12 protein-coding genes are annotated in these 8,704 nt (G+C 37.1%); all 12 read right to left on the bottom strand.

What is annotated here, in order from left to right:
• Nucleotides 1–605: 605 nt before the first annotated feature.
• Nucleotides 606–764, bottom strand: coding sequence for a hypothetical protein (locus tag KWJ01_RS27735; protein WP_225000411.1), 159 nt, complete (start codon nucleotides 762–764; stop codon nucleotides 606–608).
• A 172-nt stretch (nucleotides 765–936) separates the two neighbouring features.
• Nucleotides 937–1,380, bottom strand: coding sequence for a hypothetical protein (locus KWJ01_RS27730; protein WP_225000410.1), 444 nt, complete (start codon nucleotides 1,378–1,380; stop codon nucleotides 937–939).
• Between the two features lie 146 nt (nucleotides 1,381–1,526).
• Complete coding sequence (locus KWJ01_RS27725) at nucleotides 1,527–2,210, bottom strand: hypothetical protein (protein ID WP_225000409.1); 684 nt, start codon at nucleotides 2,208–2,210, stop codon at nucleotides 1,527–1,529.
• A gap of 150 nt (nucleotides 2,211–2,360) precedes the next feature.
• Complete coding sequence (locus KWJ01_RS27720; RefSeq protein ID WP_225000408.1) at nucleotides 2,361–2,963, bottom strand: helix-turn-helix domain-containing protein; 603 nt, start codon at nucleotides 2,961–2,963, stop codon at nucleotides 2,361–2,363.
• A 245-nt stretch (nucleotides 2,964–3,208) separates the two neighbouring features.
• The gene (locus KWJ01_RS27715) at nucleotides 3,209–3,700 is read right to left on the bottom strand and encodes a hypothetical protein (protein WP_225000407.1); all 492 of its coding nucleotides are present in this window, start codon (nucleotides 3,698–3,700) and stop codon (nucleotides 3,209–3,211) included.
• Between the two features lie 175 nt (nucleotides 3,701–3,875).
• Nucleotides 3,876–4,706: a DUF4261 domain-containing protein gene (locus KWJ01_RS27710; RefSeq protein ID WP_225000406.1), complete on the bottom strand. Its 831-nt coding sequence runs from the start codon at nucleotides 4,704–4,706 to the stop codon at nucleotides 3,876–3,878.
• Between the two features lie 114 nt (nucleotides 4,707–4,820).
• Nucleotides 4,821–5,537, bottom strand: a complete 717-nt coding sequence (locus tag KWJ01_RS27705) for a hypothetical protein (RefSeq protein WP_225000405.1) — start codon at nucleotides 5,535–5,537, stop codon at nucleotides 4,821–4,823.
• A 155-nt stretch (nucleotides 5,538–5,692) separates the two neighbouring features.
• The gene (locus KWJ01_RS27700; RefSeq protein ID WP_225000404.1) at nucleotides 5,693–6,286 is read right to left on the bottom strand and encodes a hypothetical protein; all 594 of its coding nucleotides are present in this window, start codon (nucleotides 6,284–6,286) and stop codon (nucleotides 5,693–5,695) included.
• Nucleotides 6,287–6,448: 162 nt separating this feature from the next.
• Nucleotides 6,449–7,009: a hypothetical protein gene (locus KWJ01_RS27695; RefSeq protein ID WP_225000403.1), complete on the bottom strand. Its 561-nt coding sequence runs from the start codon at nucleotides 7,007–7,009 to the stop codon at nucleotides 6,449–6,451.
• Between the two features lie 33 nt (nucleotides 7,010–7,042).
• Nucleotides 7,043–7,366 carry a hypothetical protein gene (locus KWJ01_RS27690; RefSeq protein ID WP_225000402.1) on the bottom strand — a complete coding sequence of 108 codons (324 nt, stop codon included), beginning with the start codon at nucleotides 7,364–7,366 and terminating at the stop codon, nucleotides 7,043–7,045.
• Nucleotides 7,367–7,595: 229 nt separating this feature from the next.
• Complete coding sequence (locus KWJ01_RS27685; RefSeq protein ID WP_225000401.1) at nucleotides 7,596–7,985, bottom strand: hypothetical protein; 390 nt, start codon at nucleotides 7,983–7,985, stop codon at nucleotides 7,596–7,598.
• Between the two features lie 156 nt (nucleotides 7,986–8,141).
• Nucleotides 8,142–8,564 (bottom strand): hypothetical protein, encoded by a 423-nt coding sequence (locus KWJ01_RS27680; RefSeq protein WP_225000400.1) that lies wholly within the window; start codon nucleotides 8,562–8,564, stop codon nucleotides 8,142–8,144.
• Nucleotides 8,565–8,704 lie beyond the last annotated feature (140 nt).

Raw genomic sequence — 8,704 nt, 5'->3', positions numbered from 1 at the left:
TCCATCCTTGGGGCTGGACCGCTAAAAAGCAAGCGCTAAAACTCCCTCTGGCCTTCCGCTTCTGCTCTTGGGAGACCTAGCTCCACAGAAAATCCACCAGCCGAACCGCTTATTACACATAACGTCCGTTGAATAAAGCAGGCGACCTTCACCGGCCTCTGCTGTGCCCACGCAAAGGTAGACAATAGCATTGTCAATGGCTGAATGCTCTGTGGGAGCTTGCTTTATTCTGTTGTTGGTGTGTGTTTATTATTTTTTATCCCCCGATACTGATTATTGTACTTTCCAATAAGAGCCCAGATAACCATAATATAATTGCAGTTACATAGCCTCTAATGATCGTCCACCGTCCAATATAAACGGATAGTCCTATTACTATGCCAGCTAGACCTATAATGCTCTCAAATATTAAAACCCAACCTGGGATCATGAAAACATGTAGCACACTACTCACTTCATACTCAACTATTATTTCGATATTTCTGTAGATCCAATATGATGAGAGAAGGATCAGGAGTACACCATTTAGCCTTGATCTAGTCGATTGTCTTGATATAGATTCTATCATCTAGCTAATTTTTAGCGCATCCATAACAGTGAAATCATCATTTATCTTCCCGGCGCTTTTTCTTGATTTCACGCTTCACCTTACTTTTTTCGGCATATTCATGGAGCAATGAGTCTTTGTCCTCCGCCATTTCGTCAATCTCTTTTTGAGTGAGACCCTTGAAATCCTTGCCAGTTACATGATAGCTCTTTGACATTATGCTCTTCAGTTAAATATGCCCAACGATTCAATACACACCAACGTCCGTTGAATAAAGCAGGCGATTTTCACTGGCCTTTGCTGAGCGTACGCAAAACTTGCTTCCTGCATTGCCAATGGCTGAATGCTCTGGGGGAGCTTGCTTTATTCTGTTGTTGTGTGCTGGCTTTTTATTTTTTATCTCTTGTTAAGCTATCCATTTTAACGATCGTATTAAGAACAGCAGGGTAGAAAAACTGCCCAGCAGAATTTTCTTTCTTTACTCTTTCTATTTCGTCTCGGTACTTGTCCGCTGTGTGTATGTCAATGTTTAGAAGTCCAAGTATTGCCTTGTACAAGAACTCATTGTATTTTCTATTTTGCCATTTCCCTTCTCTAATCAACTTCTTAGCAATATTTCCTTTTTTACCGTCTTTGAAGGTATGAGGCACTGTCTCGACTGTGTCCCCAGGATAAAATTCGAACAGGTAATTCGGATCAGCATCACGGATAAATTCACTATTTTCAAGAATTTCATATTGATTATCCTGTACAATCCGTGCTTTAACAGGAACCCATGTATCGGTCCCGTCAATCAGATGAACATATATTGCCTGTGTCGTTAGTGTCGTCATTTTTTGCTTGCACACAACGTCCATTGAATAAAGCAGGCGACCATTCACCGGCCCTTGCTAATCCGACGCAAAAGTAGACAAGAGCATTGTTAATGGCTGAATGAGCTGGGGGAGCTTGTTTTATTCTGTTGTTGCCAACAGTATATTTATTTTACCCAGCCCTCAATTCCATAGTAAGCATCACCAATATTTATTGATTCAAATTTAATATGATCATTGAATAAAGCATGGAAGATCCTGTTTGTGCTTTCGTCTCTATACCTAACTCTAAGCCCCTCAATCTTCTGCTCACTAATAAAATAGGGAATAAACTTAAACTCCTGATACTTAGACTCAATTCTATCTTTAAGAATTTGAAAGTATTTAGCTGTCGTCTTGGAAGGGGAGGATTCAATCTTATTCACCGATGTATAAAACCGATCTTGTTCAAGGTTCTTTACAACTGTCGTTGATTGTCCTATGATAGTATAAAATGTGCCTACCAAACTCACACAAAAATGTAACTCCTCATAATAATTACTTACTCGATTCTTCTCTTCATCTAGCAGGATATATGCACTAAAAGATGGAGCTTGACCATATGTAGTTCCTATGATTGGGAGTTTGATCTCTTCACTTAACACTTCGCAAAAACTCACCCATTCTAGATGGTAATTTGTTTCATCATGAATTCGTTGAACCACTATATTTTCTAGTTCCTTGATACCGTCGTATTCAAAAAAGATACCAGGGTATTCTCGTTCTATTCCAATAGGATAGTATTTCTTTATAGCTTCATAGACGCTCCAAAAGTCATATTTCTGTGAATTGAAGTTAAATCCTTGGTTCATAATTATTGTTGGCAACGTCCATTGAATAAAGCAGGCGACCTTCACCAGCCTCTGCTGAGCGGACGCAAAGGTAGAAAATAGCATTGTCAATGGCTGAATAAGCTGGGGGAGCTTGCTTTATTCTGTTGTTATGTGGCGTTTATTTATTTTTTATTTCAAAAGAGGTATAGCTGGAAAATATTCATTTCTCAATCCTTTCTGGCTTTTTCTAACATTGTAAAATATTAATACTATGTTAAATAAATACAATAATGTTATTATCAAACCAATGATCGAGAAATTAGTAAATAAAGCTCTAATTAAATTTAGCACATCAAATTGAAACAGAATACTTGTCCCTTTTGAAGCTATAACCAATACTGTGTAGAGCGTCAGAGTCCAAGTAATTTGGAAACTTATTAACTTTCTTCCACTCTCATCAACTAACTTTATTTTTTCTCTTTTCAAAATCCACATTACAAGTGGAATTATTATTCCAAGTAACGGCTGAACTAAAATACTAAGGGAACTCAAATTTAAAAGAGTCAGATATCCCTTGTCTTCGATATCTGTCCATTCTAAAAGGTCATCTGGGGTTACACCGAGGGCTTGTGTTAATTTTAACAAAGTATCTCCTCTTGGGACTGTTTCACCTTTTTCAATTCTTTGAATTGTTCTTAGACTTAGTTTTGATTCTTCTGATAGTTGTTCTTGAGAAAATCCTTTTCGGTTTCTTAAGTCTTTTACTTTGATTGCTAAGCTCTGATTACTCATTGTTTTGTTGTTTAATGATTAGATACTTAGCAAAGATATTTTGAAATCAATTTGGTACTTGCGTCACTGTTATGCCAATCTTATGACATTACTGCCATTGATTGGCACAAATGCCACATAACGTCCGTTGAATATAGCAGGGGCTGCTCACCGCCGCCTCTCAATGTACGTCTGGCTGATGTTTACTGTAAGATAATATAGAGCTGTTGTAGCCCTTGCATTATTCTGTTGTTGTACACAGTTTATTATTTTTTTATATTTCTTATCCAGTCATCATTCACATCAGTCAAAGATACTGGTCTAGAAATTCTAAATAATTCACACAATTCATATACCTGTACAGTGTCAGATATAAAGCTATCTCCTGTTATACCTAGCCAATATTGCTGCACTATGATTTTTTCTTTCATATTAGGAGCCTTACTGAAGAGTACTTCTGTATCTTCCTTTACAGTGATTTCATTCGGAAGTGGTGATAAGAACAACATTCCGCTAGTATGAACCAGGCTAAAGACTGATAGAGGAAGAATCAGCATCCATTTCCATGCTTGCCGAAATTTATAAAAGCTAATTATTAATATCACTGTAGTTAGCATGAAAAACAGATACTCAACATACTGAATCACTTTATAGAAGCTTTCATCTCGAATTTCGAGAAATGTGTAACATAAAAATTCTGCTACACAAAAGCTTAAAAGTAAAACCAATCCTATTCCAAAAGCAGAATTAACTTTCATATTCCTCCAAAATTTCTTGAGGCCCTTGACATGGGGAATTGTGTACAACGTCCATTGAATAAAGCAGGCGACCTTCACCGGCCTTAGCTACGCCCACGCAAAGGTAGACAATAACATTGTCAATGGCTGAATGCGCCGAGGGAGCTTGCTTTATTCTGTTGTTCTAAGCAGTATATTAATATTTTATTTTCAGGGTACTGCCCTCAAGATTTTTGCCTTTCGATTCTGTTATCTTCAGCTTTTGTTCCTCTGAAATACCGATTGTTTCTCCATGCTTAAGTGTCACATCGTAAGCGATAACATAATGTGCCATATTAAACATTATTTCACTCAACTCTTCAGGAGAATGAGGAGAATCAATGATTTCCATTTCTTTCTTATTGAAATCAGTAAGGCCGTAGGTATAGATTGAATGCTTACCATTTTTACTTCTCAAGCCAAAGTATACCCAATTATAAAGAGGTAAATCTTCTTCTGACATCGTCTCGGTATTAGCAAGATAGAATTCTTTGCTAAGGAGCAATGTCCTTCCGCCCATATATACTCCCAAAGATTTACTGTTGTTAAGAATTGATGATATCACTTTATTGAACAGTAAATTTTCTTCTACTGGATTCATTCTTGCATTCATCAATGAGACAATTATATGTGCCTTGTGTTTTGCTGCTTGTTTCTCACCATCAGGCCAAAAATAATTGTATTGTGCAGCTTGTCTGACTTCTTCTCCGGGAATAGCCATTGGCATGTTTCCTATTGCAACAGTATATCCATCAATTACAAGAACTGATGCCTCTTCACCAGATTCCTTATCATCTACTTCTAAGTTCCATCTGCTCCTCAACTCTGCGACAGCGTCCTTAAGAATGAGGGAATTTGGCTCTTCTAGAAGCACCATTCCCAAAATCATCGAATTGTTATTAATGTTAGCTGATGGCTCTCTTTTCATAAAGCTAAATACTACGATCAAACAAAGGCCAAATATGGCTAGAGCGAATAGTTTTTTCATATTGCTTAGAACGTCCTTTGAATATAGCAGGCGACCATTCACAGGTGATTGCTCAGAGTACGCAAAGCTAGCTGCCTGCATTGTCAATGGCTAAGTGGCAGCTGGGAGCTTGCTTTATTCTATTGTTAGCTTGTGTTTTTTTATTTTATTGATCAATTCTTGAAAGTCACCCAATGTTGCTGGCTTATTATATTTAAAGAATAGTGAGGCCTCAATTTGTTCAATCGAGTAGTCAATAGCAATGCTTTCAAGCAGTGTTCTTAAGCTTTGGATGGTTCTGTACTGGCCACTACAATCAACTGTCATAGCCTCATTGACTGATGCTCCTATTATCTGCCATTCAGCAGCATGATCAATATATTTACCAGTAGTGATTGTATACTCTACTAATGCTAGTGATACATAAAAGTCTAGTGCAGGTCTGAATGTATAGGAAATAGTAATTTCATCATATTTATCAATCACTGTAGATTTTGAGATTACCCTTTCAATTAAATGATTGGCTACTTCTTCCTCTACAGGTTCCATTCCTTCCTTGATGATGTAATTCTTTATTTTCTCATACTCCACTTCCTGTACATTATAGTACTTTTCAAGTTCATCATCAGGCTTTATCCTTTCTAGATTATCATTGGCAATGTATAATCCACTTTCAGCTTCCTCCAAAGACATTCTGGCACCTGTAACAGGATCGTAGATTGCTTCATCTTTTAAACGTTCTTTTATCTTATCCTCCTCCTCTTTTTCTTTCTTATTTATGAAAGGGTAACGAATAATAAAGAACACTGCTAGCAAGCACAAAGAATAAAAGAATATTGCTGATGGATCCATATCGTACGATCTAATACAAGCTAACGTCCATTGAATAAAGCAGGGGCTGCTCACCGCTGCGTCTACACGGACGATAAATTAGAGGTTTTGTAATTCAATGGCAAAGAGCTGTTTCAGCCCTTGCTTTATTCTGTTGTTATTCGCTGAATTTTTTATTAAGATTCCCACAAAGTTTCTACTTTAAGAATATTATAATCCTGTTCAACATTCATTAGCAACAACATCCCTTCTCCGTACAAGCTGTTATATCTATAGCTTAGATAGATCATCGCATATTTTCTATCTTCTGAGTAAGCAATTTTTGATAACTTTATTTCAATAGGCCTTGGAAGAATCTTTCTTAGCACTGGCAATCCATCCCCTTTACTGAAGTTGGGGCCAACCATTACTACTTTGCGCCCTTTAATTCTTATTTTATTTTCAAAGACTGCTTGCTTCTCATTTATCGAATCAAGCTTCAGCCAAAGTTTAAAGAATGTCGAATCAACTGTATAAGTCTTATTCTTTTGATCAATATCAATGCAGGAATGGCAGCTGAGACTTCTTATATCTTCAACATCTTTCAAATTCCGATCATTAAAATAATCTGACTCTTTATGAATATATACTTTATTACTTCTGTGATCAATGACCTCAAACAAACCAAGTATAATTTTTGAGTAAGTAAGATTATTGATAGAATCAACTTGGCTAGCTCTAAGATTCATTGACAGAAAAAGTAGGCCAAAAGCTAGAATAATTTTTTTCATGAAAAGGCTTTACTTGTTTTGCGAATAACGTCCATTGAATAAAGCAGATGCCCTTCACTGCAGTTTACCGAATGTACGCAAAAATAGCTTCCTGCATTGTCAATGGCTGAAAGCGCTGGGGGCATTTGCTTTATTCTGTTGTTGGGAACAGTATATTATTTTTTATGCTACACCATCTAAACCAGGATAAGTGATTTCATTATTAGTCACTTCAATCAGGCTTATTTCTGGAGTGTTTTCGGGTGTCAAGATAACCTTCTTATTCAGCAGTCTGGATATAGACACCAGATAATCCATTAATCTATTATGGTCCTCAAGAGATGTGAATTCTTTAGGCGCGATATCATTTTCTATCTCTTCTTGTGTGAAGAAATAGGTATGAACTTTAAGCTTGTCCAAGGATATACTAGCCATGATTGAGAAGTCAGGATAATCCTTGAAGTACTCCAGAACTACATCAAAGTCAATATGATTAAAGGTCTGGTCTTGCAGTCCGTTATACCACTCCAGCTTATAGTGTCCATTTACAAAGTCCACCCATTTCCTCCAATCCTCTTTTGTGGTATCATGGATTAAGATGTCTCTTAAAGAGCCGTCCCTGTAGTATATGTTCTCTTTAAGCAGTGTCCAATCCATTGTTTTTATTGTTCCCAACGTCCGTTGAATAAAGCAGATGCCCTTCACCGGCTTTTGCTGAAAGGACGCAAAAGTTGCTTTCTGCATTGCCAATAGCTGAAAGCTGTTGGGGCATTTGCTTTATTCTGTTGTTGGGGCTAGTTTATTTATTTTAAACATTACTGCAGTAGGCCATAATCCTAGTACAATGTTTATTATAAGCAATGTCAACCATATTTGTCCGAAATCTGAGGATTTATCAAACCAATTGAGGATTAGTCCAAGTGTCAAGAATATTAATGATGGTCCTAAGCATGCAAGTAATGGCAAGTAGTAATCATTTCCATTTTTTGCTACTCCAATAAAATATGATAAATTCATTAAGAACAGTCCACAACTAAAAAACAGTACTACTACGGCTGTCATATCATGGGTCATTTCTTTTGAATTTATTATAGTCGTCATTATTGAGTTGATGAAGACAACTATAAAATTTATCATAAGAATTTTGAACCTTTTTTTCATATGCACCTTTCGAAATGAGCAGTACTTGAATTAGCCCCAACGTCCATTGAATAAAGCAGATGCCCTTCACCGGCTTTCGCTGAACGTACGCAAGGGTTGCTTCCTGCATTATCAATGGTTGAAAGCTGTTGGGGCATTTGCTTTATTCTGTTGTTGTGGTTAGTTTATTTTATATTTTTCCCCACCTACCGGTCAATCTACCTTTGTAAACTTCTTCATGTGAGTCCAAGTATTTTGTCCCCTTATCTGTTAGTTTTATTGCCACCATCTCACCACAAGGGTACCAACTAATTGGATTATTAAGAACTTCATCTATATCCTTAACAGATACAACTTTGATGACTTCTTTGAGGGTGGAGTCCTTAAATTGTACCATTATAATCAAGTCCTCTTCTACAAGCTGTCTTAGTAATCCACGGGCTATTTTATATTTATCTTCGATGGATAAAGGATAATAACTTAACTCACCTACCAACTCATAAATACCATAGTTGCCTTCCTCTGCACTTAGCAGAAAAACATATTTCTCAAGTCCCAATTCAACATCTTCGACTTTCATAGAGGAGTGTCTTTTGGTTTAATTAACCACAACGTCCTTTGAATAAAGCAGGCGACCTTCACTGGCCTTTGCCGAACGGACGCACAGGTAGACAATAGCATTGTCAATGGCTGAACGAGCTGGGGGAGCTTGCTTTATTCTGTTGTTGGTGTGTGTTTATTTATTATTCCAAATATTTTTATTGTCCGCCTCTTTATAAAGCCTACAATAGATTTTTTCAATTCTTCGGTGAGCTCTTCTGTATTGTCTTTCAGTCCAAGGCGTCCCTAAATCATTCACTGATTTATCCATGAGGATGATATTTACAACATCAGGATTTTTATCTATTATTCTCAATTCTGGAGTATAACCTATTATCTCAAAAGTCAATGTGTCCCCTACCGATGCACCTATTTGATAATGTCCTTCTGTATCGCTGTGGGTAATTTCTCTTGTTGTCTTATTTGTTACTTTGGCTCTGTAAACATATTCAAATTCGTCGTTGACTATCCTTCCTGCCACACCACCTTCTTGAGCAGTCACTCCGAAGGCAGTAAGGGTAGAAATCCAGATGACGATATTTATGGCTAGAGGCTTCATTTTAATACACACCAACGGACGATAAATAAAGCAGGAGCCGCCGCTGCGGTTGAGTAAGAGTGAAAGTAACAATATGCCAGCCCCTTTCCAAGAAGAGCTGGGGGCGCTTGCTTTATTTTATGGTTGGGCATAGGTTAATT

The organism is Cesiribacter sp. SM1, assembly GCF_020178975.1.
Taxonomy (GTDB): domain Bacteria; phylum Bacteroidota; class Bacteroidia; order Cytophagales; family Cyclobacteriaceae; genus Cesiribacter.
Note: the sequence above shows the minus strand (reverse complement) of the source record. Positions and strands in the feature narration are given on the sequence as shown.

What these genes read in the sequence shown, in the direction of transcription:
- KWJ01_RS27695 (WP_225000403.1), bottom strand. Translation starts at nt 7,009, where the DNA reads ATGCAGAAAGCAACTTTTGCGTCCTTTCAGCAAAAGCCGGTGAAGGGC.
- KWJ01_RS27730 (WP_225000410.1), bottom strand. Translation starts at nt 1,380, where the DNA reads ATGACGACACTAACGACACAGGCAATATATGTTCATCTGATTGACGGG.
- KWJ01_RS27735 (WP_225000411.1), bottom strand. Translation starts at nt 764, where the DNA reads ATGTCAAAGAGCTATCATGTAACTGGCAAGGATTTCAAGGGTCTCACT.
- KWJ01_RS27690 (WP_225000402.1), bottom strand. Translation starts at nt 7,366, where the DNA reads ATGACGACTATAATAAATTCAAAAGAAATGACCCATGATATGACAGCC.
- KWJ01_RS27710 (WP_225000406.1), bottom strand. Translation starts at nt 4,706, where the DNA reads ATGAAAAAACTATTCGCTCTAGCCATATTTGGCCTTTGTTTGATCGTA.
- KWJ01_RS27700 (WP_225000404.1), bottom strand. Translation starts at nt 6,286, where the DNA reads ATGAAAAAAATTATTCTAGCTTTTGGCCTACTTTTTCTGTCAATGAAT.
- KWJ01_RS27715 (WP_225000407.1), bottom strand. Translation starts at nt 3,700, where the DNA reads ATGAAAGTTAATTCTGCTTTTGGAATAGGATTGGTTTTACTTTTAAGC.
- KWJ01_RS27720 (WP_225000408.1), bottom strand. Translation starts at nt 2,963, where the DNA reads ATGAGTAATCAGAGCTTAGCAATCAAAGTAAAAGACTTAAGAAACCGA.
- KWJ01_RS27680 (WP_225000400.1), bottom strand. Translation starts at nt 8,564, where the DNA reads ATGAAGCCTCTAGCCATAAATATCGTCATCTGGATTTCTACCCTTACT.
- KWJ01_RS27705 (WP_225000405.1), bottom strand. Translation starts at nt 5,537, where the DNA reads ATGGATCCATCAGCAATATTCTTTTATTCTTTGTGCTTGCTAGCAGTG.
- KWJ01_RS27725 (WP_225000409.1), bottom strand. Translation starts at nt 2,210, where the DNA reads ATGAACCAAGGATTTAACTTCAATTCACAGAAATATGACTTTTGGAGC.
- KWJ01_RS27685 (WP_225000401.1), bottom strand. Translation starts at nt 7,985, where the DNA reads ATGAAAGTCGAAGATGTTGAATTGGGACTTGAGAAATATGTTTTTCTG.